21 protein-coding genes are annotated in these 25,690 nt (G+C 66.9%); 6 read left to right on the top strand and 15 right to left on the bottom strand.

The genetic code is table 11. From position 1 onward, the window contains the following. Window positions 1-47: 47 nt before the first annotated feature. Window positions 48-653 (bottom strand): dephospho-CoA kinase, encoded by a 606-nt coding sequence (coaE, locus tag BLU04_RS09360; protein WP_157895246.1) that lies wholly within the window; start codon window positions 651-653, stop codon window positions 48-50. A 91-nt stretch (window positions 654-744) separates the two neighbouring features. Here coaE and hpnC point away from each other — a divergent pair, with 91 nt between their 5' ends. Next, window positions 745-1,656 (top strand): squalene synthase HpnC, encoded by a 912-nt coding sequence (gene hpnC, locus BLU04_RS09355; protein ID WP_093285058.1) that lies wholly within the window; start codon window positions 745-747, stop codon window positions 1,654-1,656. Between the two features lie 2 nt (window positions 1,657-1,658). After that, window positions 1,659-3,893, top strand: a complete 2,235-nt coding sequence (hpnE, locus tag BLU04_RS09350; protein ID WP_093285055.1) for a hydroxysqualene dehydroxylase HpnE — start codon at window positions 1,659-1,661, stop codon at window positions 3,891-3,893. Window positions 3,894-3,921: 28 nt separating this feature from the next. Here the strand turns inward: hpnE and BLU04_RS09345 are convergent, their stop codons facing one another. From BLU04_RS09345 to BLU04_RS09295, 11 genes are read right to left on the bottom strand one after another with little or no spacing between them, the layout of a single operon-like run. After that, entirely contained in the window at window positions 3,922-4,404 is a 483-nt protein-coding gene (locus tag BLU04_RS09345; RefSeq protein WP_093285053.1) for an LptA/OstA family protein, read from the bottom strand. Next, a complete protein-coding gene (locus BLU04_RS09340) occupies window positions 4,401-4,898 on the bottom strand; it encodes a hypothetical protein (RefSeq protein WP_093285050.1) in 498 nt (165 codons plus the stop codon). The genes BLU04_RS09345 and BLU04_RS09340 overlap by 4 nt, the downstream gene beginning before the upstream one ends. A 22-nt stretch (window positions 4,899-4,920) precedes the next feature. Next, window positions 4,921-5,718, bottom strand: coding sequence for a 3-deoxy-8-phosphooctulonate synthase (gene kdsA, locus BLU04_RS09335; protein WP_093285048.1), 798 nt, complete (start codon window positions 5,716-5,718; stop codon window positions 4,921-4,923). Window positions 5,719-5,728: 10 nt separating this feature from the next. After that, the gene (locus BLU04_RS09330; protein WP_093285045.1) at window positions 5,729-7,336 is read right to left on the bottom strand and encodes a CTP synthase; all 1,608 of its coding nucleotides are present in this window, start codon (window positions 7,334-7,336) and stop codon (window positions 5,729-5,731) included. Window positions 7,337-7,375: 39 nt separating this feature from the next. Beyond that, window positions 7,376-8,131: a 3-deoxy-manno-octulosonate cytidylyltransferase gene (gene kdsB, locus BLU04_RS09325; RefSeq protein WP_093285042.1), complete on the bottom strand. Its 756-nt coding sequence runs from the start codon at window positions 8,129-8,131 to the stop codon at window positions 7,376-7,378. Between the two features lie 17 nt (window positions 8,132-8,148). Continuing rightward, window positions 8,149-8,709: an HAD-IIIA family hydrolase gene (locus BLU04_RS09320; RefSeq protein ID WP_093285040.1), complete on the bottom strand. Its 561-nt coding sequence runs from the start codon at window positions 8,707-8,709 to the stop codon at window positions 8,149-8,151. Further along, window positions 8,706-9,722 (bottom strand): PfkB family carbohydrate kinase, encoded by a 1,017-nt coding sequence (locus BLU04_RS09315; RefSeq protein WP_093285037.1) that lies wholly within the window; start codon window positions 9,720-9,722, stop codon window positions 8,706-8,708. Before BLU04_RS09315 ends, BLU04_RS09320 begins: the two co-directional genes overlap by 4 nt. 6 nt (window positions 9,723-9,728) lie before the next feature. Beyond that, window positions 9,729-10,577, bottom strand: coding sequence for a prephenate dehydratase domain-containing protein (locus tag BLU04_RS09310; protein WP_093285035.1), 849 nt, complete (start codon window positions 10,575-10,577; stop codon window positions 9,729-9,731). A gap of 54 nt (window positions 10,578-10,631) precedes the next feature. Further along, entirely contained in the window at window positions 10,632-11,474 is an 843-nt protein-coding gene (locus BLU04_RS09305) for a M14 family metallocarboxypeptidase (RefSeq protein ID WP_093285032.1), read from the bottom strand. Beyond that, window positions 11,441-12,262, bottom strand: coding sequence for a nucleoside triphosphate pyrophosphohydrolase (mazG, locus tag BLU04_RS09300; RefSeq protein ID WP_093285030.1), 822 nt, complete (start codon window positions 12,260-12,262; stop codon window positions 11,441-11,443). Before mazG ends, BLU04_RS09305 begins: the two co-directional genes overlap by 34 nt. Window positions 12,263-12,281: 19 nt before the next feature. Then, window positions 12,282-13,451 carry a DUF362 domain-containing protein gene (locus tag BLU04_RS09295; RefSeq protein WP_162274666.1) on the bottom strand — a complete coding sequence of 390 codons (1,170 nt, stop codon included), beginning with the start codon at window positions 13,449-13,451 and terminating at the stop codon, window positions 12,282-12,284. A gap of 115 nt (window positions 13,452-13,566) precedes the next feature. Here BLU04_RS09295 and dnaG point away from each other — a divergent pair, with 115 nt between their 5' ends. The 3 genes from dnaG (at window position 13,567) to BLU04_RS09280 (ending at window position 19,196) form a co-directional block, all read left to right on the top strand. After that, complete coding sequence (dnaG, locus tag BLU04_RS09290) at window positions 13,567-15,477, top strand: DNA primase (RefSeq protein WP_157895244.1); 1,911 nt, start codon at window positions 13,567-13,569, stop codon at window positions 15,475-15,477. A 198-nt stretch (window positions 15,478-15,675) separates the two neighbouring features. Continuing rightward, window positions 15,676-17,667 carry an RNA polymerase sigma factor RpoD gene (gene rpoD, locus BLU04_RS17175; protein ID WP_093285025.1) on the top strand — a complete coding sequence of 664 codons (1,992 nt, stop codon included), beginning with the start codon at window positions 15,676-15,678 and terminating at the stop codon, window positions 17,665-17,667. A gap of 233 nt (window positions 17,668-17,900) precedes the next feature. After that, the gene (locus tag BLU04_RS09280; RefSeq protein ID WP_093285022.1) at window positions 17,901-19,196 is read left to right on the top strand and encodes an ankyrin repeat domain-containing protein; all 1,296 of its coding nucleotides are present in this window, start codon (window positions 17,901-17,903) and stop codon (window positions 19,194-19,196) included. 34 nt (window positions 19,197-19,230) lie between these two features. Here the strand turns inward: BLU04_RS09280 and BLU04_RS09275 are convergent, their stop codons facing one another. Then, window positions 19,231-21,276: a carbohydrate binding domain-containing protein gene (locus BLU04_RS09275; protein ID WP_093285019.1), complete on the bottom strand. Its 2,046-nt coding sequence runs from the start codon at window positions 21,274-21,276 to the stop codon at window positions 19,231-19,233. Window positions 21,277-21,536: 260 nt separating this feature from the next. Between BLU04_RS09275 and BLU04_RS09270 the strand changes: the two genes are divergently transcribed. Next, on the top strand, window positions 21,537-22,886 hold the full coding sequence (locus BLU04_RS09270; protein ID WP_157895243.1) for an acetylxylan esterase: 1,350 nt from the start codon (window positions 21,537-21,539) through the stop codon (window positions 22,884-22,886). A gap of 3 nt (window positions 22,887-22,889) precedes the next feature. Here the strand turns inward: BLU04_RS09270 and BLU04_RS17170 are convergent, their stop codons facing one another. Further along, window positions 22,890-24,278 carry a methyl-accepting chemotaxis protein gene (locus BLU04_RS17170; RefSeq protein ID WP_093285014.1) on the bottom strand — a complete coding sequence of 463 codons (1,389 nt, stop codon included), beginning with the start codon at window positions 24,276-24,278 and terminating at the stop codon, window positions 22,890-22,892. 267 nt (window positions 24,279-24,545) lie between these two features. Beyond that, entirely contained in the window at window positions 24,546-25,646 is a 1,101-nt protein-coding gene (locus tag BLU04_RS09260) for a hypothetical protein (protein WP_093285011.1), read from the bottom strand. Window positions 25,647-25,690 lie beyond the last annotated feature (44 nt).

Below are 25,690 nucleotides of genomic sequence, written 5' to 3'. Positions count from 1 at the left end.
GCCCCCCGCGCCTGCGGCGGACCGATAAAAATAAAGGTGACGGGAAATCAGGGAAGGCGGAGGCCCTGGCGTTCCAGGGCGGAAAGCGTCCCGTCGTTCCAGATGAGGAAATCGCTTCGCTTGATCTTGTCCTCCAGCGGCCATTGGCTGCGGAGGCGATGTTCGATTTGTTCTTCGTTAAGGCTTCGCCCGCGCATTCTCGCGACCTGCGAGGCTGCGCTACAGCCGATGGTGATACGGGTTGAAAATTCGCTTTCCAACCCCGCCTCATAGAGAAGCGGGATGACGATGACCAACCTTGCGGTCGCGTCCCCTGCGTGCCGGTTCAAAAAGCCTTCCCGTTCCTGTTGCCAGACCTTGCGGATGGCGGGATGGGTGAGGGAATTGAGTTTCTCCCGCAGGGCGGGCTCCCGGAAGATGGCGTCTCCCAAGGCGGCCCGATTGATCGTACGGTCGCTATTTAGGATCGTCGGACCGAAAGCGTCAACTATTTTCTGCCAGTTCTCCCCGTCGGGAAGCATCAGGCGATGGGCGATGGCGTCGCTGTCGACGACCGTCCAGCCCCGCTTTTCCAGGAGCCCCGCGAAGGTCGTCTTCCCGCAGGCGATGCCGCCGGTGAGGCCGTAGACGCGCGGGATCGCAAGCGGGGACATCCCTTTGTTTTGCACAAACGGCGTCCCGGTACAAGGGGTTAAATTAGATTGCCTCCCCCTGCCCTCCCCGACGAAACTGATGCCTTCTTTCATGAGTTCCAGCCCGACCCAAACTCCCGTCTCCCTCTCCGAGGCGTACGCCCATTGCACCGCCCTGACGAAGGCCCATTACGAGAACTTCCCCGTCGGCTGGCTCATGCCGAAGGCGAAAATCCGCCACGTCCACGCGATCTACGCCTTCGCCCGCCACACGGACGACCTCGCCGACGAGGGCTACGCCTCGGGCCACGACTTCGGCGGGGAGATCCCCCCGCAGCCGACCCCGGCGGAGCGCCTCGCCGCATTGGAAAAATGGGAGGTCGGCCTCGCCGATCCCGCCGCCGCCGAGATGGCGAACGAGCCGATCCTGATCGCCCTCCATGCGACGATCAAGGAACTCGACCTGCCGAAGAGCCTCTTCACCGACCTCCTCTCGGCCTTCCAGCAGGACGTGGTGAAGACCCGCTACGCGAACCAGGCCGAGATCCTCGACTATTGCCGCCGCAGCGCGAACCCGATCGGCCGCCTCGTCCTCCTCCTCAACGGACATCGCGACGAGGAGAAGTTCCGCCAGTCGGACGCCATCTGCACCGGCCTCCAGGTCGCCAACTTCTGGCAGGACATCTCGGTCGACCTCCTCAAGGACCGCATCTACCTCCCGCAGGACGAGATGGCCGCCCTCGGCGTCACCGTCGACGATCTCAAGGCGGGCCGTTCGACCCCCGCCTTCCGGACCCTCGTGGAGAACCAGGTGGCGAAGGCATGGGCGCTCTTCGACGAAGGCAAGGGCCTGAGCAAGACGCTCCCCATCCCGCTGAAGTGGGAGATCGCCGTGACGTGGCTCGGCGGCACGACGATCCTCAAGAAGATCGAGGCCCTCGATTACGACACCCTCCGCACGCGGCCGAAGCTCTCGAAGTTCGACATCCCCCTCCTCTTCCTCCGCACTCTCCTCACGTTCTGACCATGAGCAGCGCCACCCCGCCCCCGACCGCCGCCGCCCTCCCCTCCTCCGCGCAGATCACGGCGTCGAGCGGCTCGAACCTCGCCCTCGCCTTCGGCAGCCTCCCCGCTCATCGCCGCCGGGGGATGGCGATCTTCTACGCCTTCTGCCGCGTCGTCGACGACGCCTCCGACGAGGAGACGCTGACGCTCGAGGAGAAGCGGGTCGAGCTCGCCTTCTGGCGCGCCGAGGTCGCCCGGGCCTGCTCCGGCGGGAAGGACCAGCCCCTCTCCCCCCTCGGCAGGGAACTCGGCGAGATCGTTGGGGAATTCAAGATCCCACAGGAGCCGCTCGACGAGATCCTGAACGGCGTCGAAATGGACCTCGTGAAATCGCGCTACGCCACCTTTGCCGAGCTGGAGCAGTACTGCTACCGCGTCGCCAGCGCCGTCGGCCTCGCGAGCATCGAGATCTTCGGCTACAAGAACCCGGTCACGAAGGAATACGCCGTCGCCCTCGGGATGGCCTTCCAGCTCACGAACATCCTGCGGGACGTGAAGAAGGACTCGACGATCGACCGCGTCTACCTCCCCGCCGACGAGATGGCCGAGTTCGGCCTCTCCGAGGCCGACATCTTCCGCATGGCGGCCGGGGGGGAGCGGAACAGCCAGATGAGGAAGTTCCTCAAGTTCCAGGCCTTCCGCGCCCGCCACTATTACGCGAAGGCCCTCCGCCTGATCGATCCGCACGACCGTCCGAACCTCATCGCCGCCGAGGTGATGCGCGAGGTCTACGAGGGGATCCTCGACAAGATCGAGAAGCACGATTTCGACGTCTTCACCCACAACGTCGGCCTCACGAAGCCGGAGAAGGTCCTCGCGATCCTCCGCGCGAAGCGGCGGGAGAAAAAGGCGTCCCCCCTCCCTCCCCCGCCGAAGCACGTCCTCGTCCTCGGCGGCGGCTTCGCCGGGGTCGCCGCCGCGATCGACCTGATCCATCGCGGCCACACGGTGACCCTCCTCGAGGCGAAGCCGACTCTCGGAGGCCGCGCCAGCAGCTTCAAGGAAGCGAAGTCGGGCGACGTCCTCGACAGCGGCCAGCACGTCCTCATGGGCTGCTACGAGACGAGCCTCGCCCTCCTCGACACCCTCGACGCCCGGGGCAAGCTCCACATCCAGGACCGCCTCGACGTCCCCTTCCTCAGCCCGCGCGGGGCCTCCGCCCTCACCGCGCTGCGGCTCCCCGCGCCGTTCCACCTCCTCTCCGCGCTGGCGGGATACAAGGAACTGACGTGGGGCGACCGCCTCGCCGCGCTGCAGCTCGGCATTCAACTCCGCCTCGGCCACCAGCCCGGCAAGGACGAGACCGCCGATGCCTGGCTGCAACGGCTCGGCCAGCCGCCCCGCCTCGTCAACGCGCTCTGGGAACCGCTCTGCCTCGCCGCCCTGAACCAATCGCTCGCCGGCTCCTCGGCCCAGCTCCTCGCCACCGTCCTGACGCGGGCGCTCCTCGCCTCGGCCGACGGCTCGAAGCTCATCGTCAGCCGCGTCGGCCTCGGGGAACTCCTCTCCCCCGCCGCCGAGACCCTCCACCGCTGGTGCGGCTCGAAGGTCGTCCACGGCGCCCACGTGAAGCGCCTCCTCATCGAGGACGGAAAGATCGCCGGAGCCGAGACCCTCGACGGCACCGTCCATCGCGCCGGCCACGTCGTCAGCGCCCTGCCCTGGAACGCCCTGCGCGGCCTGCTACCGGAGGAGAGCCCCCTGCGCACCGCCTGCGCGGCGATTCCCGATTCCCCCATCGTCAGCCTCCACCTCTGGTTCGACCAACCGATCATGACCGAAGGGAAGCTCTTCGTCGGCTTCCTCGACTCGCCGATCCACTGGCTCTTCGACCGCCAGGCGATCACCGGGGAAAAATCACCGTCGGGCCTCGGCTACGCCTACGTCGTCGTCATCAGCGGGGCGACGGCCCAGCGGGAGATGAACGCCGAGGAGATGGAATCCCAGGCCATGGCTGAAATCACCCGCTTCCTCCCGTCGGCGAAAGGGGCGCGGGTCGTCCACCGCTTTATCTACAAGGGGAAGGGCGCGACCTTCGGCGCGACGCCCGCCGTCGAAAAGATCCGGCCCGGTTCCGAGACCGCGTGGGCGAATTTCCACCTCGCCGGCGATTGGACCGATACCGGCCTCCCGGGAACGATCGAAGGGGCGGCGTGGAGCGGGTTCCGCGCGGCCGAGGCAGTCGATCGCGCTTAGGTCGTGTTAACGAAGATGATCGGAGGGATCAAGGCGTCGGCTGGGCCGCCGACTTCCCAAAGTCCTGCCCGATGACGAGGCGGCTGCGGCCCTCGACTTCCATCCGGTTTGAGCCGCGATAGAGGGTGATCGTCGTCCCGGTGATGACGTCCTTCCCCTGCGTCACCTGCGGGGAGCCGGTGAGGATGAGGCGGTCGTCCTCGGCGATGTATTCGGCCTGGGCCGCCTTGGCGGCACGGCCGTCGCTCACGATGTCGACGTCGCCCCGCGCCAGCATCCGCTCGACCTTGCCGCCCGGGCTCTTCGAGAAGAAGACGGTGAGTTCCTTCGTCTTGAGGGAGAACCCCTTCGAGGTGACCGAGACGTTCGTCGTGAAGACAGCCTGCTTCTGCCCCATGTCAAAGCGGCACGAATCGGCGTTCACGGTGGTTTCCTCGGGCGCGGTCTGGCTGACGGCGGGAAGGGTCAACCCGAGGAAGAGGGCGATGAAAAGGGCGGGGATGGCTTTCATGGAGTGGGAGCGGTGGAAGGTGCGGTGGGGGCGGCAGGAGCGGAAGAAGCCGAAGAGGGGGAAGCCGCCGAGGCGGCGGGAACGCCGACGATGAACTTGCCGAGGCCGACGTGGACGTTGTTCCGCAGGAGGGCAGTCTGGGTCTTGAAGTCCCAGTCGAACGAATCGGCCCGGATCTGGAGGTCGGCCCGCTGGATGGCGACGCCGCTGGAGCCGCTCAGGCGACGCTCGAGGTTCCAGAAATCGCACTTCGGCGCGGTGATGACCGAGGCGACCTTGCCATCGCTGTAGAGATCGACGTGGAGGCCCTGGATCGCGGTGCGGCTGATGCTGACGGCCTTGGCCGTCTCGCCCGCGATGTTGGCCTCCATCTCCCCGGCGGTGTTCCGCTGGGGCATGGAGAAGCCCTTGATCTCCGAGCCGAGGGGCATCGCGCCGATCTGCTGGGCGCGGAGGGGGGAGGCCGGGGCCAGAAGGACGATTCCCCCCAGCAAGCCGATTCCAAGAGCCCCGAAGTTAAACGTGCGCCGCCTCATGAATCCGGACGAGCTTACGCAAGAGCGGCCCCATCTCGGCAAGCGGAATCATGTTCGGCCCGTCGGAGGGGGAGCTCTTCGGATCGGGATGGGTCTCGATGAAGAGGCCGTCGATGCCGACGGCGACGGCGGCCCGGGCGAGGACGGGAGCCATCGCCCCGTCTCCGCCGGTCGCCTTGCCGAGGCCGCCGGGCTGCTGGACGGAGTGGGTGGCGTCGAAGATGACCCGGTGGCCCGCCGCCTTCATCTTCGCGAGGCCCCGCATGTCGACGACGAGGTTCCGGTAGCCGAAGGTCGTCCCCCGCTCGGTGAGCCAGTAATCGTTGCATCCCGCCGCGATCAGCTTCTCGGCGATGTTGTCGGTGTCCTCGGGGGCGAGGAACTGCCCCTTCTTCACGTTGACGCTCCGGCCATGCCGCGCGGCGGCCTCGGCGGCGGCGACCAGGAGATCGGTCTGGCGGCAGAGGAAGGCCGGGATCTGGAGGATGTCGACGACCCGGGCGGCCGGCTCCATCTGCTCCCGCTCGTGGACGTCGGTGGTGACGGGGAGGCCGAGGTCGTCCTTCACCTTCTTCAGGATGCGGAGCCCCTCGACGAGGCCAGCCCCGCGCTGCGCCCCGGCGCCGGAGCGGTTCGCCTTGTCGAAGGAGGCCTTGAAGACGAGCTTCAGCCCCGCCTCGGCGGCGAGCCGCTTCAGCTCGGCCGCGATGCGGAGGGTCAGCTCCTCCGTCTCGATGACGCAGGGGCCGGAGATCAGGAGGAGGGGGGGGACGCTCACGGTCGGGAGACTAGTGCTGGGCCAGCGCCGCCTTCACGAAGCCCATGAAGAGCGGATGGGCGGCGTTCGGCTTCGACTTGAACTCGGGATGGTACTGGCAGGCGACGAACCAGGGGTGGTCCTTCAGCTCGATGACCTCGACGAGCTTCCCGTCGGGCGAGGTCCCGGCGATCGTGAGGCCGTTTTCCTCCATCCGCGCGCGATAGGCGTTGTTCACCTCGTAGCGGTGGCGGTGGCGCTCGTCGATGACCGGCTGGCCGTAGGCCTCGCGGACCTTCGTCCCCTCGACGAGGTGGCAGGGGGAGCTGCCGAGGCGCATCGTGCCGCCCTTGTCGACGACGTCGTGCTGCTCGTTCATCAGCGCGATGACGGGATGGGGGCTCTTCTCGTTGAACTCGGTGCTGTGCGCGTCCCGGAGGCCGAGGACGTTCCGGCAGAACTCGATGACGCCGATCTGCATGCCGAGGCAGAGGCCGAGGTAGGGGATCTTGTGCTCGCGGGCGAACTGGGCCGCCATGATCTTGCCCTCCGTGCCGCGGCTGCCGAAGCCGCCGGGGACGAGGATGCCGTCCATCCCCTCGAGGAACTTCGCGGCCCCCTCGGACTCGATGTCCTCGGAATCGATCTTCGTGATCTCGACGCCGGTGGCGAGGGCGCCGCCCGCGTGGACGAGGGACTCGTAGATGCTCTTGTAGGCGTCCTGGTGCTCGATGTACTTGCCGACGACGGCGAGGTTGATCCGGTGCTTCGGGGCGATGAGGTTCGCGATGAACGACTGCCAGTCGGACATGTCGCCCTTCGGGTTCTCGATGCGGAGGTGCTTGCAGACGAGGTCGTCGAGCTTCTCGCGCTCCAGCATGAGGGGGACCTCGTAGATGCTGTGGTTGACGTCCATCTCCTCGATCACGGCGTCGATCTGGACGTTGCAGAACATGGAGAGCTTCTGCCGGGTGTCGCGGTCGAGGGGGTACTCGGTGCGGCAGATGAGGATGTGCGGCTGGATGCCGATTTCGCGGAGCTTCGCGACGCTCTGCTGGGTCGGCTTGCTCTTCAGCTCGCCCGCCGCCTTGATGTAGGGGATCAGGGTGACGTGCATGAAGAGGGCGTTCTCCGGGCCGACCTCGAGGGCGAACTGCCGGATCGCCTCGAGGAAGGGGAGGCCCTCGATGTCGCCCGTCGTGCCGCCGATCTCGGTCATGATGACGTCGCACTTGCTCTCGGCGGCGACCTCGCGGATCCGCTTCTTGATCTCGTCGGTGACGTGGGGGATGACCTGGACCGTCTTGCCGAGGTAGTCGCCGCGCCGTTCCTTCATGAGGACCGTCTCGTAGACCTGGCCGGTGGTGAGGTTGTTCCGCTTGGAGAGGGGAGCCGAGGTGAAACGCTCGTAGTGGCCGAGGTCGAGGTCGGTCTCGGCACCGTCGTCGAGGACGTAGACCTCTCCGTGCTGGAAGGGGCTCATCGTTCCCGGATCGACGTTGAGGTAGGGGTCGAACTTCTGGAGGGTGACCTTCAGGCCCCGCTTTTCGAGGAGGGTGCCGAGGGAGGCGGCGGTGAGGCCTTTGCCGAGGGAGCTGACGACGCCGCCAGTGATGAAGATGTATTTGGGATGGGGCATGGAACGGGACGGTTAAGTGCGATTTGTGACGATTTCCGGCTATTTCAAGAGCTTTTGAACAAGGGCCAAGTCTGCGGGCGCATCGACGCCCTGACAACGCATTTTCGTCGGGACGACGGTGATCCGCATTCCGTTCTCCAGGGCGCGGAGCTGCTCCAGCGATTCGGCCTTTTCAAGCGTTCCGGGAGAAAGGGTTACGAATCGCCGGAGGGCCGCCGCCCGGTAGGCGTAGACGCCGATATGGCGCCAGAGGACGGGAGCCTCGGCCCCTTTTTTCGGCTTCGCTTTCCCCTGCGGGCGGTCCCGCCAGAACGGGATCGGGGAGCGGGAGAAATAGAGCGCGTCGCCGTTGGCGGCCCGGACGACCTTCACGACGTTGGGATTCGCCGCCTCGGCCTCGGTCTCGACGAGGTGGGCGAGGGTCGCCATCTCGGCCTTCGAGGCCGCCGCCGCCTCGATCAGGCGGTCGATCTCCCGGGGGACGATCAGCGGCTCGTCGCCCTGGACATTGAGGTAGAGGTCGGCCTTCCACTTCGGCTTCCGGGCGACCTCGGCGATCCGGTCGGTGCCGGAGGGATGGCCGGGCGAGGTCATCACGACGTCGCCGCCGAAGTACTCGACCGCGCGGTAGATCCGTTCGTCGTCGGTCGCCACGACGACGCCCGATGCGAGGCGGCTTTTCTTCGCCCGCTCCCAGACCCACTGGACGAGGGGCTTGTTGCGGATCAGGACGAGGGGCTTCCCGGGAAAACGGGTCGAGCCGTAGCGGGCCGGGATGACAATGACGGTCTTCATCTGCGGAAAAAACTGACTTAGGCCTGGGCCTTGATCCACGCCGCGATCTCCCCGAGGGAATCGGCGGCGAAGTCGGCGAAGCGCCCCGCCATCGGCCATTCCTTGCCGTTCTCCCCGGTATGGACGAGGGCCGTGCGGCACCCCGCGTTCCGCCCGCAGAGGATGTCGCCGAGCCGGTCGCCGATGAAGAACGACTTCTTCAGATCGATCCCGTACTCGACCGCCGCGCGGTGGACGAGGAGGGGGGACGGCTTCCGCGTCGCGAGGTCGGCGGCGGAGCTGCCGCGCAGCGTCGGGTCCCCGTAGGAATGATAGATGTGGCGGAAGGCGATCCCCTCCCCCAGCTGCCGCAGCATCTCCGCCGTGACGGCGCGGAGCTGGTCGTGGGTGACCTTCCCCCGGCCGATGCCCGACTGGTTGCTGACGACGAAGAGCTCGAACCCCGCCCCGGCGAGGAGGCGGAGCGCCTCGGGCGCGCCCGGGATCACCTTCACTCCGGCGGGATCGTTGAGATAGGGAACGTTCCAGATGATCGTGTCGTCCCGGTCGAGGAAGACGGCCTTTCTCGCGGAACTCATACGGCGGAGGAGGAAAGGAGGCTTTCGCGCAGTTCGGCCAGCGTCAGCGTGGCGGTCCCCAGCTTCCCGACGACGACGCCCGAGGCGTGGTTCGAGATCTCGGCCGCCTCGATCCCCGTCGCCCCCGCTGCGAGGGCGAGGGTGAAGAGAGCGATGGCGGTGTCGCCCGCGCCGGAGACGTCGAAGACCTTCTGCGCCTGGGTCGGCGTGTGGTAGGGGGCGGGCTTGTCCTTGTCGAAGAGGAGCATCCCCTCCTCGCCGAGGGTGATCAGGAGGTAATCGGTCTGCCACCGCTCGCGCAGGATCGCGGCAGCCTGCCGGACGACGTCGACGCCGTCGGCGGTCGGCGAATCCTCATGGAGGCCCGCGCAGGCGATCGCCTCGGGCCGGTTCGGCTTCACCGCCGTCGCGCCGTTCCAGTTGAGGGGGTTCTTCGGGTTGAGATCGACGGTGACGATCTTCCCGTGGCGGCGCGCCTCGCCGATCGTGGCGTCGACGATCTCCTGGGTGATGAGGCCCTTGCCGTAATCCTCGATGATGACGGCGTCGAACTTCGGGATCTCCCGCTTGAGGAAAGCGATGACCGTCGCCGCGTCCCGGGGGAGGAGGGGGGCGATCTTCTCCCGGTCGACCCGGACGATCTGCTGCTGCCGCCCGATGATCCGCATCTTGTGGATGGTGTGGCGATCGCCGACCTCGACGATCCCCGAGACGTCGCTCGCGTGGGTGGAGAGGAGCCCCTTCAGCGTCTCGCCGAACGTGTCCCGCCCCACCGCGCCGACGACGGCGGTGTGGGGCGTGAACTCGGCCAGGTTGCGGACGACGTTCGCCGCGCCGCCCGGATACGATTCCGAACGCTGGACCTCGACGACCGGGACCGGGGCCTCGGGCGAGATGCGGGAGACCTTGCCCCACAGGAATTCGTCGAGCATCAGGTCGCCGAGGACGAGGACCTTCAGGTGGGCGAAGCGCCCCAGGAGGGCGTCCAGACGGTCGGCAGGAAGGCGCGGCATAAGCGATTAGGAGAGATTGACGATGGGATAGGAGCCGAGGACGGAGAGGGAATCGGTCTCCCCGCGCAGGGCCCGGACGGCCTCCTCCTCGCGCCCGCCGTTCTGGAACTCGATGAAGAAGCGGTATTCGTCGAACCGGCCCGGGATCGGACGGGACTGGATCATCGTCAGGTTCAGGCCCTGGATGGCGAGGGCGTTGAGGGCGATGGCGAGGCTGCCGGGCCGGTGGGCCGCCTCGAAGACGAGGCTGGTGTGGCTGGCCGGCTGCGAGTCCGGGAAGGCCGCGCCGACGACGTAAAACTTCGTCCGGTTCGCGATCGCCTCCTGGACGTCGCGGCGGACGACGACGAGGCCGTATTCCTCGGCGACCTGCTCCCCGGCGAGGGCCGCGGTGCCGGGCTGCTCCTTCGCGAGGAGGGCGGCGTGGGAGGTGCTCTCCACCTCGACGAGCTCGGCCCCGGCGAAGGTCTCCCGCAGCCACGACCGGGCATGGGTCAGGGCGGCGCGGTGGGAGAAGATTTTCCGGTAGGGGACTCCGGACGGAACCGCGGCCTCGACCGAAAGGAGGACAAGGTGGATCGGCATCGAGAGGCACTCCCGCACGAGGTAGCGGTTCTCCTCGCCCCCCGCATGGAGGCGGATCAGCTGGTCGACGGTGTCGGTGATCGTCCCGCTCGAGGCGTTCTCGATGGGGACGACGATGGCGGCGACCTCCTGCCGGACGAGGGCATCAAACGCCTGATCGACAAGGGGATAAGCCCCGAGCGAAGCCGACGCGAAGCGGAGGCGCGCCGCCCGATGGGAGAAGCTGCCTTCCTTGCCGAAGTAACCGATCTTGGCGATTTTTTCGCTCACCCGGTTTTTTTAGCGGTCCTTTCCGCCCGCTAAAAGACCTTTCTTGAGACCTTCTTAGCGCCCCTTTTCCTCGACCAACAGCGTCAGCGCCCGGTCGACCGCCGCGCGGAGGCCGTCGGCCCGCCGCTCCACGTCGAATTCCGAGGGGGCCTCCAGCGTGTAGACGCGGGGCGCGAGGCGGGTGGCGACGAGCCAGGCCGCCTCGGGGACGCCGTAATGGGCGAGCCGCGCCCGGAGCGTCGGGCTCTCCAGGCTCCGCGCGATGAGGCCGCCCTTCGAGCGGGAGCCGTCGATGCTCGCCCGCCCGTCCGAGGGGAGGAAAGGGAGAGCCGCCGCCAGGAGGGCGTTCCCCCACGATTCGCCCGCCGTGTTGAGCTCGTAGAGATAGAGGCCGCACCCGTCGTAATCCTCGTGAAGGAGGAGGGCGAGGTCGAACGGGCCGCGCGAGCGGACGCCCGCCTTCAGGGCGTCGATCGCCGCGTGGGGCGCCGTCCAGGCGAAGCCCCGGTTCCAGTCGAGGCCGTCGGGGCCGTTCCGCGTGTTCCCCCGGATCGCGCCCGGATTGATGCACGGGACGAGGGTGAAATCGACCTGCGCGGCCCAGCGGTTCCCCTTCCCCTCCATCCAGCGGAGGATCGCCTCGACGCCCCCGGCCTCGTCCCCGTGCATCCCGGCCGAAAGATAGACGCGGGGCCGGACCTCGCCCCGGACCCCCTGCCCGACGCTCTCGTAGGCCTCGATCACCCCCTCCCCCGTCCGCGCCAGGACGCGGCGGCGGAGGCCGAGCTTCCTCGCCGCCGCCGCCGCGCGGCGGGCGATGAAGGCGGGATCATGGAGGCGGTGCCGCCAGTCGGCGGCGGCTTTCACCCGGCCTCGGTTGCTTTGTGATTTTGCCATAGTTCCTCCAGTTCCTCGATCGTGTGGGATGCCTTCGCCAGCGGCTTGCCCGCCGTCGCCGCCGCGGCCTCGACGGCGCGGAAGCGGCCCTCGAACTTCCGCGTCGCCCCGGCGAGGGCCGTCTCGGAATCGACCTTCAGGTGGCGGAGATAATTGACGACCGAGAAGAGGAGGTCGCCCGCCTCGTCGGCGATCTTGTCTTTGGAGGCACCCTCGGCAAGGGCATCGACGATCTCGCGGAGTTCCTCGGCGATCTTCTCCCGGGGGCCGTCGGCATCGGGCCAGTCGAAGCCGACCTTCGCCGCCTTCTTCTGCACCTCCTGCGCCCGCATCAGGGCGGGGAGATGGAGGGGGACGCCGTCGAGGGTCCCGGTCCGCTCGGGCTTCTCGGCCTTCTTGATCTGGTCCCAGTTGCGCAGCACCGCCGCCGTGTCGCCCGCGCTCGCGTCGCCGAAGACATGGGGATGGCGGCGGATCAGCTTCTCGACGACGTCGGAGGCGGTGTCGCGGAAGGTGAAATCGCCCCGCTCCTCGGCCAGCCGGGCGTGGAAGACGAGATGGAAAAGGAGGTCGCCCAGCTCCTCGCGGAGGTGGGAGGAATCGCCCGTCCCGCCCCAGGCGTCGATGGCGTCGATCACCTCGTAGGTCTCCTCGATCAGCCCGGGCCGGAGGGTGACGTGGGTCTGTTCCCTGTCCCACGGGCAGCCCCCGGGGCTGCGGAGGAGGGCCATGAGCTCGATCAGGCGGTCGACGGGGTCCTTCGCGGGATCGGGAACGGGGTGGGGCATCGCCCTCCACTCTGCCCCATCACGGGAGCCGGATCAAATCGATCTTCGCCGGATCGCTCGTCCCGACGCCGAGCTCGGCGGCCCCCTTGATGTGCTTCGCGAGGTCGCCGATGGGCGTCACCTTCGCCTCGACGCGCCACGGCTCGAAGCGGGCGAGGACGAGGGAATCGATGGCGACGGGATCGTTCGAGAGATAGAGGCAGCCGATGCTGTGGGTGAACTGGGGGACGAAGTCGGGCCCGCCCGCGTACTGGGCGATGAGGCCGTCCATGACGTTGAGGATCACCTTCTTCTTGAAGACCTCCTTCAGGAGGAGCTCCCCGATGAACGGATCGCCCGCGACCCCCTCCTGGGAAAAACGCCGGTTGTTGTCGACGCTCCCAAGGGCGAGGGAGCTGAGGCAGCCGCCGAGGCCGACGCCGCCGTGGTCGATCATCACGGGGACGTTGACGATCTTCGTGCAGGTCTGCGTCACCAGCTTCGCCACGTAGGAACGGGTGCTGACCTGCTCCTGGATCTCGCCCTTCGGGAGGACGGGATCGCCGCTGCTCGACGTGGAGGAGGAAGCCGAGGGCGAGGCCGGGGCGTCGTCCTTCTTCGCTCCCGCCTTCGGGTCTTCGGCGAAGGTGTCGATGTTCTTCAGGACCTGGTCCCGGCTCTTGCCGCGGAAGAGATAATCGCCCCAGATCAGGCGCCCGGCATTCTCGTTGATGACAAAAAGCTTCGGATCGAACCCGGTCTCGGGCGAGCCGGGCTCGACCGGCAGGACCGAGGCGACGCGATAGGGACGGTCGGGGCTCCAGGCGGAGCCGGTGGTCAACTTCTCGTAGGCCGTCCCGGCGAGGAACCGCGCGTCCCGGTCCCAGACGACGATCCGCTCGTAGGGAATCCCCGCCGCGTGGAGCGACTTCGCCATGGCGACGATCAACTCGGCCCGGGTCGACATGATCGCGCTGCCGTTGGCCTCGATCTTCAGCCCGACGACGTCGTTCGGGACGACGCCGAGGGCCTGCCATGCGGCGGCCTCGGTCGATTTCCCCGTGAAGGCGAGGAGCGCGTCGTGCCATTCCTGCGCCACGGCCGCCCCGTTCACCGAGAGCTTGTCGACGATCTGGGGACGCTCGACCTGGAGGACCCGGCTCTTGACCACGGGGGCGGCAGGGGTCGCGGCAGGATCCTGCGCGCTCAACTTCAAAAGAGGCAAAAGCGACAGACCAAAACAGACCCCAAAACGGGACAAAACGGAAAACCGGGTGCGGGACACAATTGCGTTTGTAGGAATCGCCACGTATGATTGCAAGCCCATGGCTTTTTCCCCTCGTTCCGCCACCCCCCAGGGAGGAGACGATTTCAAGGAAATCGTCGAGCGGGTCCGGCAGGCGAGCGACATCGTCGACGTGATCGGGAACTACGTCCCGTTGAAGCGGGCGGGGCAGCAGTTCCGGGGCCTCAGCCCCTTCAACCGGGAGAAGACCCCCTCCTTCTACGTCCATCCGGACAAGCAGCTCTTCTACTGCTACAGCAGCCAGCAGGGGGGCGACGTCTTCAAGTTCGTCAGCCTCTACGAGAACCTCGACTTCATGGGAGCCCTCCGCCGCCTCGCGGAACGCTCCGGCATCGAGATCCCCGAGAAAAACCAGTTCAAGCCCGGCGGCGGCGGCAGCGACCGCTCGACCCGCGAGCAGCTCCTCCGCCTCCACGAGGTCGTCGCCGCGTGGTGGGCCGAACTCCTCCACAAGGACAAGGCCGCCGAGGTCGCCCGGAATTACCTGAAGGGCCGCGACTTCGGCAGCGAGCTGGCGAAGCGTTTCCAGGTCGGCTACGCCCCCGACGGCTGGACCACGACGCTGGACTGGGCGCTGAAGCAGGGCTTCACGAAGGAGATCCTCGAACTCTCCGGCCTCGTGAAGGTGAACGAGGAATCGGGCCGCCGCTACGACCTCTTCCGGGGCCGCCTCATGTTCCCCATCTGCGACGAGACGGGCCGCGTCGTCGCCTTCAGCGGCCGCCTCCTCGACGCCGAGGCGAAGGCGGCCAAGTACGTCAACTCCCCCGAGACGCCGATCTTCATCAAGAGCAAGGTCCTCTTCGGCCTCGACAAGACGAAGCAGGGGATCCGCGACTCGGGCTGGGCCCTCCTCTGCGAAGGCCAGATCGACCTCATCCGCTGCTACGAGCACGAGATCCGCAACGCCGTCGCCCCGCAGGGGACCGCCTTCACCGCCCGCCACGCCGCCCTGCTGAAACGCTTCACCGACAAGGTCGTCATCTGCTTCGACGCCGACCGCGCCGGGCAGAAGGCCGCCTTCGGCAGCGCCGAGATCCTCCTCGAGACCGGGATCGACGTCCGCATCGCCACGATGCCCGCCGGGGACGATCCCGACAGCCTCCTCCGCCGCGGCGGGGCCGCCGCGCTCCGCCCGATCCTCGATTCGGCCCCCGACTACGTCCACCACACCCTCACCGTCGCCTGCCGGGAGCAGGACGTCTCGACCGCCCGGGGCCGGGGCCTCGTCGCCGAGCGGATGGCCGCCGTCGTCGCGAAGATCCCGAGCATCATCGCCCGGGAGCGGACCGCCCTCGAGGTCGCCACCCGCCTCGGCGTCACCCTCGCCGCCTTCCAGCAGGAGATCGCCCGGGCCGAGCGGGCGGTGAAGAACGCCCCCCGGCAGCCCCCCTCCCTCCTCGACGGCCCCCAGCCGATCGGCGGGGCTCCGCATCATCCCGAGGACGAGGAGCGGGACTACAACGTCGACGCCGACCACGCCGCGCCCGAGGCCCCCGCGCCGCCCTACAAGGGCGATCCGAAGGTCGAGGGCCTCCTCGCCCTCGCCCTCCACCACCCGGAACTCGTCCCCGCCATCCAGCGCGGCCTCCATCCCGCCGCCCTTTCCTTCCTCGAAGGGGGCCATCTCCTCCAGCTCCTCCTCATCCTCCACGGCGACGGCGCGTGGGAGGACGAGGCCGATTTCATGGCCACCCTCGCCGAGCCCGAGCGCAACGCCATCGCCCGTCTCCTGCTGGAGCCGCCGACCTTCGACAGCGAGGTCACCCCCGCCCAACTCTGCGAGACCGTCCTCGCCAAAATCGCCCGCGAAGCAACGGATCGCCGCATCCGCGAATTGGAGCAGGAAATCAAATCGGGGATCCTCTCCCCCGAGGAACTCCTCGCCAAATCGCGCGAGTTCATGGAACTGAAGCGCGGCGCGCGCTGAAAAGAGCCCCGGGCAGCCCCCCGGCAAGGCGCGGAAATCGGGATATAACCCGCACCCCTGGAATAAGTTACATTAAACGCAAGCACATCACTTGACTTGACAGGGCACCCCCCGTAAAGTTTCAGGCTCCACTTTTCCCCTTAAATCCCCGGCTCCGTTCTAGTTACCCTCGCTGTCGACACGCCAATCCCCTCCCCTATGCCCAAAGCTGGTAAGCCCACCAAAAAGACCTCCTCGATCCCCTCGAAAAAGGCCCCCACTCCCGCGAAAGCCAAAGCCGCCAAGCCGGCGGTGAAGACCCAGGGCAAACCTGCCGCCAAGGCCAAGGCACCCGCCAGCAAGGAAAAGCCGAAGACCCCCGTCAAGGCGCCCGCCCCGAAGGCCGCGGCCAAGCCCGCGAAGGCGTCGGCCAAGGAAACCGAAAAGGAAAAGCCGAAGCAGACCGTGCCGAAGGAAGCGCCCGCCATCGGCGGAGCCGCCGCCCGCGTCGCCGCCGGCGGAGCCCTCTCCCTCGACGACCGCGACGCCTCGGCGAAGCTCTCCGCCATCTGGGCGCAGCATCCCGAGCGCCAGGACCGCCTCCGCGAACTCGTCAAGCTCGCCAAGGAACAGGGCTACCTGACCTTCGACGACCTCAACGACGGCCTCCCCGAAGGGGTCGGCCCCGACGAGATCGACGCCGTCCTCGTCTTCCTCCGGAACCTCGAGATCAACGTCATCGACAGCTCCGAGGTCGACAACCTCAAGCAGCCCGTCGCCGCCGAGGAGGAAGCCGTCGAGGAGGACAAGGAAGCCAAGCTCGACATCCTCGACGACCCCGTCCGGATGTACCTGAAGCAGATGGGCCAGGTCCCCCTGCTCACCCGCGAGCAGGAGGTCGAGATCTCCAAGCGGATCGAGGACGCCGAGCTCATGGTCCAGAAGGGCCTGAACCGCCTCGGCTTCATCGCCCGCGAATACCTCAACCTCGCCCACAAGCTGGAGCAGGGCCGCGAGCGCTTCGACCGGATCATCCAGGACAAGAAGATCGAGGGGCGCGAGAAGTACATGCGCTCCCTGAAGGGCCTCACCCGCAGCGTCGAGACCTCCTCCGACAAGCTTGACGCCCTCTACGCGAAGCTCGCCAAGGCCGGCACCGGCCCGAAGGCCGCCGCCCTCCAGAAGGAGTACGACAAGCAGCAGGCCGCCCTCGAGCGGCTCTTCACGAAGTTCTTCTACAAGCAGAAGGTCATCGAGGACTTCGCCGCCATCAGCGACGCCCATTTCCAGCGCCTCGAGGAAGTCGAGGCCGAGAAGGCCCAGCTCGAGAAGAGCAAGTCCCGGAGCAAGGAGACCCTCTCCCGCATCGCCGACCTGAACCACCAGATCGCCGACATCGAGACCCAGTCCCGCATGTCGATCGCCCTCTATCGCAAGGAGCACCTCGAGATGAAGGAGTGGCTCCGCAAGGCCCTCCGCGCCAAGACCGAGATGGTCGAGGCCAACCTCCGCCTCGTCATCTCGATCGCGAAGAAGTACACGAACCGCGGCCTCTCCTTCCTCGACCTCATCCAGGAAGGCAACATGGGCCTCATGAAGGCGGTCGAGAAGTTCGAGTACCGCCGCGGCTACAAGTTCTCCACCTACGCCACGTGGTGGATCCGGCAGGCGATCACCCGCTCCATCGCCGACCAGGCCCGGACGATCCGCATCCCGGTCCACATGATCGAGACGATCAACAAGCTGATGCGCGTGCAGAAGCAGCTGGTCCAGGAATTCGGCCGCGAGCCGACGCCCGAGGAAATCTCCGACGAAATCCAGATGGCCGTCGAGCGCGTCCGCGCCATCCTCAAGATGGCCCAGCAGCCGATCTCCCTCCAGGCCCAGGTCGGGGACAGCGACGACACGACCTTCGGCGACTTCATCGAGGACAAGACCGCCGAGAATCCCTCCGAGATGACGGCCTACGCCCTCCTCAAGGAGAAGATCAAGCACGTCCTCCACACCCTCACGGAGCGCGAGCGCGCCGTCATCGAACAGCGCTTCGGCCTGGTCGACGGCTACTCCCGCACCCTCGAGGAAGTCGGCCGCCAGTTCCGCGTCACCCGCGAGCGGATCCGGCAGATCGAGGCCAAGGCCCTCCGCAAGATGCGCCACCCGACCCGGCTGCGCCATCTGCACGGCTTTTTGGAAGCCGAGCGCTCTTTCTAAAGAGAAAGAGCGCCGCAAAAAAGGCCGGGAGCAATCCCGGCCTTTTTTGTGCCCATTTCCGATGTTTCACCCCCGTTCGACTTCTTGTACTTTGCAAGGCCTCCCCGCCGATTCTTGCAGAATTAGGGGGGTAAGAAAGAGGACCCGATACGCAACAAAAGACACAACCCATTTATCATAAATAACTTAAAATAGAGACACCCTTCTTGGCACGACTCTGGCGGCACGATCGCATGGTGACGACTTTCTTTTCTCCCACCGCCTCCCTCGAGCTCGATGAAAGACTGGCTCGAGCTCTGCGCGAGAATCACGTCGAGAACCTCCATCTCGCCGCCCGCCACCTTCCCGGTCTCCCGAGCAACTACCGCTTCGGCGGCAACGACCTCCTCTCCCTCGCCATCCTCCATCACGCCCACCATTGCATCGCCCCGCTTCACGAGATGGGCTTTTCGATGGACCGGCTCAGCCCGAAGGACGACAAGCATCCCCTCGAGGAGGCGATGGACGCGCAGTCCCCCCGGGTCCTCGAGGCGCTCCTCGAGCATGGTGCCGACCCGAACGCCCCCCACACCCTCCACGGGACGATCATGCGCGCCGCCGCCATGACGCGGACGATCGACAGCCTGATCCCGCTCCTCTGCTCCCGGGGAGGCGATCCCAATGTGCCGAGCCCCGACAACGGTTCGAAGCCGCTCCACGCCGCCGTCTCCCAGAACGAGACCCTCAACGTCGAGCAGCTCCTCGCCCTCGGCGCCGACGTCAACGCCCTCGACCTCTACGGGCGGACCCCGATCCAGATCGCCCTCACCCGCCTGGAGGAATGCGACCGGATGGTCACCCTCCTCCTCGACCGGGGGGCCAATCCGCTGATTCCCGATTGCGGCGGCCTCAACGCCCTCGACCTCGCGAAGGTCCGCGAAGATTCGGGCCTCCTCACTCTCCTCCGGCAGCGCGTCGACTGGGAGACCCTCCTCACCCCGCCTGCGGCCACCGCGGTGCCCGGCGATGGCGCGCCCCGGCCCGGCGACATCTTCCGCAGGGCGCTCCTCTCCGCCGTCGATACCGGCGATCAGCGGATGTTCCGGGAAATCTTCCAGATCGAGGGAAGAGCCTGGCGGCCGGTCAAGACCCTCGAGGAATCGCCCCTCCTCGCCGCCCTGGCGAAGCAGCGCCTTGATCTCGCCGCGCCCCTCATCGCGCGGGGCCTCGGCATCGAGGACACCGACGCCGAGGGCCACAACGCCATTTACTACCTCCTCCTCGCGACCGACGAGGTGCCGATCCTGAGGTCGTTCCTCCGCGCCCTGCACCGCCTCGAACCGGGCCTCATCACCGCCCGGGAACAGAACGGCATCCCGCAGATCGCCGCCGCCCTCCATCGGCGGGGCATCGCCGATCCCACGGCGATCCAGGCCCTCCTCGACGATCTCCGCCGTCCGCGCCCGACGGCAACCCCCGCCCCGACGGACGCCGAACGTCGCCGTCCGGCGAGCCTGATCCGCCCGTCCTTCCAGGTCGCGATGGCCTGAGCGGCCCCCTTGGACCGCCCCTGCCCCCCCCTCCTTACCAGGCCCCCGGCGTCCAGACCGAGCCGGAATAGATCGTCCAGCCGGTGCTGCCGCTTTCAAACCCCGGATTGGTCAGCAGGTTGGGGCCGACGGCGAGACCGAGGAAGGCGTCATCGACGTGGACCGTCCCCTCGATGGTCGAAGAGTCGTTGAAGAAGAAGTTCACCGTGGTGTGGGTGCCGGAGTTGAACGGGAGGGTGTAATAGGTCCAGGCCTCCGTGGCGTAGATGAACCGGCTCGTGAAGTTCTCGTAGGTGAGGCCGTCGCGGATCAGGAGGCGGATCGTCCCGGTTCCCTTCACCCAAAGTCCCGCGACATAGTCGGTATTGGCGGCAAGGGTCTTCGTCTGAAGGCATGAGGTGTAGCTCGGGACGCCGCTGAATTCGCCCTTCGCCGATTCGGTCCCCGAGTGGACGTTGGGCGACATGCCCACGGCCTGCCTCGGGGTCCAGACGGGACCCGGATTGACGTTCCACGAGGCGAAGGTCCCGGTCTCGAACCCGGGATTCGCGAGGAGATTCGCCCCGCCGGGGAGCCCCAGGAAGGTATCGTCGACCGAGACCGTGGCGACGCTGTCGGAGTAGTCGTCGATGTAGAAGGCGACGGAAGTCAACGCGCCCGTGTTGAAGGTGACGCTGTAGTAGGTCCATTCCTCCGTCGGATAGATGAGCTGCGAGGCGAGGGCCGTGTAGGGGCTGCCCGAGTTCTTCGCCAGCAGCCGGATGCGCCCGCCGCTTCCCCTCACCCAGACGCCGGCCTCGTAGTTCGTGTTGGCGGCGACGGCGACGTTCTGGAGCATGTGGGCGCCGCTCGGCTGCCCGGTGAAGAGACCCTGCGCCGACCAGAGGCCGCCGTGGACGTAGTTCGGCTGGCCCGCGGCGTTGTTCGTCACCTCGGCGCTGTTCGGTCCCTCCAGCCCGCCGTTGAGGGCGGAAACGACGTAGTAGTAGGTCGTGCCGGGGGCGGCGGTGGTGTCGGCGTAGCAGAGGTTGTTCTTCTGGTCCTGGACGCCGACGTTCGTGGCGATGACGGCATAGGGGCCGCCGGGGACGGTCGACCGCTTGATGTTGTAGTAGGGGGCGTTGTCGGGCAGTTCCCAACCGAGGTTGACGGTGCCGGTTGAGGTGTTCGCCGCCGTCACGTCGGTCGGCGCGAGGGGGGCCGTCGGATTGCGCTGGTAGACCCGGACGTAGTCGACGTTCATCTTCGTCGTGCTGGTCGCGAGGGAGCCGTAGCCCCCGGCGGGGCGGTTGCCCGCCCAACTGTTACTCAGCACCTCGGTGCTCAGGATCAGGAACTCGCTGATGTGGGAGATCGGTCCCGTCGTCGGGTTCGGCGTGCCGGGCTGGGTCGGCGGATCGGCCTGCGGATCGTCGTTGATCGTGTATTGGTAGACGCCGTCGATGTAGAAGGTCTGCGAGGTCGGCGTCCAGAGGAGGCCGTAGGTGTGGTAGCCGGTACCGAGGCCCGCGCCGCGCAGCCCGTTGGTGGCGTTCTTCTCGTCGGCGTTGTAGTTGTCCCAGTGGAGCGCCGAATCGACGAGGTCGGAGATGTTGTTCTGGTACCCGTCGAGGGCACGATGCTCCATGATGTCGGCCTCGGTGCCGTCGGTGTGGGGATGATAGGGCGCGGCGCCGGTGCCGCCGTAGGAATCGACCCACATCCAGAACGCCGACCAGTTCCCGCCGGTGTTGACGGTGCTGATCCGCGCCTCGATATAGCCGTAGAGGGGCTGATACTTGAACCGGGTGTCGAGGATCGCCGAGTAATCCTTCCCGCTGGCGTCGGTGTAGACGGTGATCGAGAGGTTCCCGCCCCCGACGCTCACCGCGCTCGGGTCGTTGTAGGCGCTCCGGTAATAGCCGGGATGGTCGTAGTACCAATGCCCCGTGTCGAGCGCGGTGCCGTTGAACTCGTCGGCCCAGACCTGGGTGTAGCCTGCGGGCGGGGCGGCGGGGCTCGTCGAGGTGGTTGAAAGAAAGGCCAAAGCGGCCAGTGCCATGGAAGCCAGGCAGGCTCCCGCATTGAGAGGTCTATTCATAATTCAGTGCTCCTGGATCCCCTTTTGATCTCTATCCCCTGCGATTGAAGTTGAATGAAACGCCTCGGTGTTTGGCGACGACGTTTTTTCCTGGACGAAAATCACGTTACGCACAATCGAACCGCTCGCCACAAAACGTTTATACTCTCAATAGAACTCAGGCTGATTTTCTTTAGGAACCTCCGTTCTATTGAAAGCACAAACGTTGTCTTCATCTCTCCGTCCCATGAAATAGGATGTCATCGCCTTCATGGCTCTTTATGCGTTTTCGCTTCACCCCTCTCGCCGCCCTCGCCCTCGCCCTCCTCTCCGCCTTCTCCGCGCGGGCTGACGAAGCCAAGGTCAAGATCACCCTCGTCCCCGACAAGGCGACCGGGATCTACGAGCTCAACGAGAAGGTGACGTGGACGGTCGACGTCGTCGGCGACCGCGCCGGGCTGACGGCCCTCCCCTACGCCGTGAAGCAGGACGCGGCGACGGTCGTCGGCAGCGGGACGCTCGACCTCACGGCCGGGCCCGCGACGATCTCCGGCACGCGGGCCGAGGCGGGGGCGCTCCTCGTCGAGGTCATGTCGATGGACAAGGGCAAGCTCCTCCCCATCGCCATGGGCGGCGCGGTCTTCGCCCCGGAGAAGCTGGCGGCGGCGCTGCCCGCCCCCGCCGACTTCGACGCCTTCTGGCAGGAAAAGCTGAGGGAACTCGCCGAGGTCCCGCCCAATCCCAAGCTCGAGCCGATGAGCCTCGAGGGCGTCAAGGGCGCGGAAGGGATGGAAGCCTTCAAGCTGACGACCGACAATATCCGCGGCACCCACATGGAGGCCCTCCTCGCCAAACCGGCCAAGGAGCAGAAATATCCGGCGCTCCTCATCTTCAACAGCGCGGGGGTCAGCGCCCTCGACAAGGGCTCCGTGCTCGCCTACGCGAAGCCGGGATGGATCGTCCTCAACGTGAACGCCCACGACCTCCCCATCGACGAGGCTCCCGAGTTCTACAAGAAGATGAAGGAGACGGAGCTGAAGGACTACCTCTCCATCGGGAACGAGAGCCGGGAGAGCTGCTATTTCCTCAGGATGTTCCTCGGCTGCGTCCGGGGGATCGACTACGTCGCCTCGATGCCGGAGTGGGACGGCAAGACCCTCATCATCACCGGCGTCTCCCAGGGCGGGATGCAGTCGTTCGCCGCCGCCGCCCTTTCCCCGAAGGTGACGGCGATGGTGATCGACGTCCCCTCCGGCTGCGACGTCTACGGCCCCCTCGCGACGCCGCCCCGCGCGGCGGGGTGGCCGCCGTGGATCTCGAAGTACAATCCCCAGGGCAAGGACCTGGCGAAGATCAAGGAGACGGCGGGCTACTTCGACGGGATCTATTTCGCCGAGCGGATCCACTGCCCGACGATCATCGGCGTCGCCCTCCTCGACATCGCCGCCCGTCCCTCGGGCGCGATCGCCGCGTTCAACGCGATCCCCGCGCCGACCCCGAAGCAGCTGATCGTCATGCCGCTCGCCGACCACTACGGCACCGGCGGGACGCAGGGCGATTTCTTCTACACCTTCGCCCACCTGCGGGAGGCGATCCAGAAGGGGGCGGCCTGGTCGCTCCCCTACCACTAGGTTCTAACTCGCCCCGGGCTCGGCCTCTCCCGTCGAGTGGTCGAGCTCGACGATGGCGGCGTTGATCCGCTTCATGCCCGATTCCTGCCTCTCGGCGGCCCCGAGGATCTCGGCCATCGTGACGCCGACCTCCTTGATCGAGGTGAAGACCGTCTCCATCGTCGTCCCGACCGACTCGACCCGCTCCCGTCCGGCCTCGATCCGCTGGAGCGCCTCGCCGATGAGGGCCGAGATGTCCTTGGCCGAGTTCGCGCTCCGATGGGCGAGGGAACGGACCTCCTCGGCGACGACGGCGAACCCGGCCCCCGACTCGCCCGCGCGGGCCGCCTCGACGGCGGCGTTCAGCGCGAGGATATTCGTCTGGAACGCGATCCCCTCGATGATCCCGACGATCTTCCCAATCTGCTTCGAGCTGTCGGCGATCGCCGACATGTTCGTCACCGCCTCGGAGACGACGGTCTGCCCCTTCAGCGTGGTGTCCGAGGCGGTGAGGGAGACCTGGTCGGCCCGCCGGGCGTGGCCCGCGTTCTGCTGGATCACGGCGGCGAGCTGGCCGATCTCGTCCTGGAGCGTCGTCAGCGCCACGACATGGGCCGTCACGTCGGTGGCGTACTTCACCACCTTGAACGGCCGCCCGTCGGCATCGAAGATCGGATTGTAGCTGGCCTGGAGCCAGATCGGCCTCCCTCCCTTGCCGACCCGCCGGTATTGCCCCTTGACGTATTCCCCCGCCCCGAGGCGCTGCCAGAATTCACGGTAGGCCTGGCTCGCGCTTTCCTCGGGCGTGAGGAACATCCGGTGATGGTGGCCCTCGATCTCCCGCAGGGCGTAGCCGGTGGCGTGGAGGAAGTTCTCGTTCGCCGAGAGGATCGTCCCGTCGAGGTCGAACTCGATCACGGCCTGCGCCCGGTTGATCGCGGCGAGCTGCCCGGCGACGTCGGCGTTGCGGAGGACTTCGGCCGTGATGTCGGTCGCGTATTTGATGACCTTCACGGGCCGTCCCGAGCGGTCGAAGATCGGATTGTAGCTGGCCTGGAGCCAGACCTCGTCCCCGGCCTTGGTGACCCGCTTGTAGCGGCCGGAATCGTATTCGCCCCGACCGAGCTTGTCCCAGAAGCGTTGGTATGCGTCGAGGTCGGTCGTCGCCTCGTCGAGGAACATGCTGTGGTGCTGCCGGACGATTTCCTTGAGGGAATAGCCCATGGTGGCGAGGAAATTGTCGTTCGCCCAGACGATCGTCCCGTCGGGCTCGAACTCGATCACCGCCTGGGAACGATGGAGGGCCGCGATCTGCCCCTGCAGATCATTGGCGGTGCCGTGGACCGGCTCGGCATGGGAATGGTTTCCGATGTGGAGGGTGTGCCCGATTTTTTCCTGAAGATGGTCGAACATGACTGGGAGTTCTTTCTTTCATCGGCCGGTCCCGGATAAACGAGGAACCCGCCGAAGGTGAAGCTGACATCCCCCCCGGAACAGCGCACGGAACCGGGGCTTCCCGTTCCGCCTTCTTCTCTCCTGATTGAATGGAAGACGATTCGCCGCGCGATCTGAAGTTAACGCGGCAAACGGAGAGAAGAAGGAAACCCACTCTGGGACAAAAGCCACCCCATCACCAGCCCCCCGCCGGTGATTCTGATGCATGAAGGAAGATGGCCGCCCTCAGAAAAGCTTCCGCAGGGAGAACGTCGCGATCGACTCGGAGGTCTTCCATCCGACGCCGTTTTCCTGGGCGATGGAGTGGTTGACCTCGAAGCGGGCCGAAGCGGTGTCGGTGAGGAGGAGGGTCTGGCCGATGTCGAAGGTCGCGTTCTCGCCCGACCAGTAGGGGGTGCCGCCGATCGAGTCGACCTTCGTCCCGTAGGTCGCCCCCATCTGGAGGCGGAGCCGCTGGGAGAGGCTCTGGTCCCAGTTGAGGAAGAGGTTCCGGGTCGATTCCCGCGCCGCGGTCGCCGCCGTGTCCATGTCGCCCCACGAGCCGCCGAGGGAGAGGGTCCGTCCCTTCGCCGGGGCCCAGTCGAGGGAGGTCTCGTTGACTCCGCCGGTCATGGTCGAGGTCGGGTTCGTGCTGTCGGGCTTCTCGTTCCGCCAGCCGTGCCCGGCGTTCCACGTCAGGCCGCTCTTCCAGAGGGCCTGGCTGAAGCGGGCCGTCGCCGTCGTCCGCGCGTCGTAGGAGGCGTCGCTCTGGAATTTCTCCTGGGCCAAGGTCAGGGAGAGCTTCGTCGAGGGAAAGGCCTTCCACTCGGTCTTGATCTCCTGGGTGTCGCGCATCAGGGAGCTCTTCCCGGTCTCCCGGTCGCGGTTGAGGGACGATTCGCTCGTCGTCGAGAGGGAGACGGCGAGCGGGTCGAGGGGCTTCCACTTCGCCGCGAGGCGGGTCGTCCCCGAGGCCGCCGAGGAACCGGAACCGGAGAGGAGCGCCGCCTTCGGCAGGTCGCCCGTCTGGGTCGTGTTCATCGCCGACTGGCCTTCGAGGGAGATCTTGTCGTTCACCCCCTGCTGGAGGGTCACCGCCTTGCTCCCCCAAACCGTTCCGGCGGCGAGATCCTTCAGCGAAGCGGTGCCGCTGTCGTTCTTTACCTCGACGTCGGTGAGGCCGTTGCGGAAGAGGAGATTCGGATTGGCCGCGGCCTGCGGCGCGAAGGTGGCGGGAGCGCCGTCGATCGCCCCGTTATCGAGCAGCAGGCTGTCGGCCCGGCCCGGCCCCTGAGGCACCAGGAGCGAAAGCAGGAGGAGCGGAAAAAGAACCGTCCGGCGAACCATGGGGGAAACCCTATCAGAAAACGGGGCGATTTCAACCCGCCACG

This window comes from Verrucomicrobium sp. GAS474, assembly GCF_900105685.1.
GTDB lineage: Bacteria > Verrucomicrobiota > Verrucomicrobiia > Methylacidiphilales > GAS474 > GAS474.
Note: the sequence above shows the minus strand (reverse complement) of the source record. Positions and strands in the feature narration are given on the sequence as shown.

Excerpts from the sequence above, each read along its gene's own strand:
- coaE (WP_157895246.1), bottom strand. The coding sequence starts at position 653 with ATGTCCCCGCTTGCGATCCCGCGCGTCTACGGCCTCACCGGCGGCATC.
- hpnC (WP_093285058.1), top strand. The coding sequence starts at position 745 with ATGAGTTCCAGCCCGACCCAAACTCCCGTCTCCCTCTCCGAGGCGTAC.
- hpnE (WP_093285055.1), top strand. The coding sequence starts at position 1,659 with ATGAGCAGCGCCACCCCGCCCCCGACCGCCGCCGCCCTCCCCTCCTCC.
- BLU04_RS09345 (WP_093285053.1), bottom strand. The coding sequence starts at position 4,404 with ATGAAAGCCATCCCCGCCCTTTTCATCGCCCTCTTCCTCGGGTTGACC.
- BLU04_RS09330 (WP_093285045.1), bottom strand. The coding sequence starts at position 7,336 with ATGCCCCATCCCAAATACATCTTCATCACTGGCGGCGTCGTCAGCTCC.
- kdsB (WP_093285042.1), bottom strand. The coding sequence starts at position 8,131 with ATGAAGACCGTCATTGTCATCCCGGCCCGCTACGGCTCGACCCGTTTT.
- BLU04_RS09320 (WP_093285040.1), bottom strand. The coding sequence starts at position 8,709 with ATGAGTTCCGCGAGAAAGGCCGTCTTCCTCGACCGGGACGACACGATC.
- BLU04_RS09315 (WP_093285037.1), bottom strand. The coding sequence starts at position 9,722 with ATGCCGCGCCTTCCTGCCGACCGTCTGGACGCCCTCCTGGGGCGCTTC.
- BLU04_RS09305 (WP_093285032.1), bottom strand. The coding sequence starts at position 11,474 with ATGGCAAAATCACAAAGCAACCGAGGCCGGGTGAAAGCCGCCGCCGAC.
- mazG (WP_093285030.1), bottom strand. The coding sequence starts at position 12,262 with ATGCCCCACCCCGTTCCCGATCCCGCGAAGGACCCCGTCGACCGCCTG.
- dnaG (WP_157895244.1), top strand. The coding sequence starts at position 13,567 with ATGGCTTTTTCCCCTCGTTCCGCCACCCCCCAGGGAGGAGACGATTTC.
- rpoD (WP_093285025.1), top strand. The coding sequence starts at position 15,676 with ATGCCCAAAGCTGGTAAGCCCACCAAAAAGACCTCCTCGATCCCCTCG.
- BLU04_RS09280 (WP_093285022.1), top strand. The coding sequence starts at position 17,901 with ATGGTGACGACTTTCTTTTCTCCCACCGCCTCCCTCGAGCTCGATGAA.
- BLU04_RS09275 (WP_093285019.1), bottom strand. The coding sequence starts at position 21,276 with ATGAATAGACCTCTCAATGCGGGAGCCTGCCTGGCTTCCATGGCACTG.
- BLU04_RS09270 (WP_157895243.1), top strand. The coding sequence starts at position 21,537 with ATGCGTTTTCGCTTCACCCCTCTCGCCGCCCTCGCCCTCGCCCTCCTC.
- BLU04_RS17170 (WP_093285014.1), bottom strand. The coding sequence starts at position 24,278 with ATGTTCGACCATCTTCAGGAAAAAATCGGGCACACCCTCCACATCGGA.
- BLU04_RS09260 (WP_093285011.1), bottom strand. The coding sequence starts at position 25,646 with ATGGTTCGCCGGACGGTTCTTTTTCCGCTCCTCCTGCTTTCGCTCCTG.